The organism is Paraburkholderia sp. SIMBA_054, from assembly GCF_046534875.1.
Taxonomy (GTDB): Bacteria; Pseudomonadota; Gammaproteobacteria; order Burkholderiales; family Burkholderiaceae; genus Paraburkholderia; species Paraburkholderia hospita.
Window position 1 is genome coordinate 1 of record NZ_JAWRXV010001074.1, and the last position, 260, is coordinate 260.

Here is a 260-nt window from a genome sequence, read left to right on the forward strand (position 1 = left end):
GGGCCATTACGCCGACCATCCGCGCGACGATACAAGTGCGCGGCCAATACGCCAGCCGCAGTCTCGACAGTCAGGAAAGAATGGGGCTTGGCGGTCCGCTTGCCGTGCGCGCTTATGACCAGAATGCGGCCTCGGTCGACGACGGGCTGATCTTGTCGATTGCCGCCAGCAAGTCCCTAAGTATGCTGCCGGGCGCATCTGTGCAGGTGTTTTATGACGACGCGCGAGGTCGAACGCGCGCCGACGGCCCAATGCCCGCC

General features: G+C 64.2%; 1 protein-coding gene. It reads left to right on the forward strand.

The window, feature by feature from the left end; translation table 11 throughout:
• Window positions 1-260, forward strand: a 260-nt coding sequence (locus SB822_RS58470; protein ID WP_410859293.1) for a ShlB/FhaC/HecB family hemolysin secretion/activation protein, incomplete at both ends; no start/stop codon positions are given.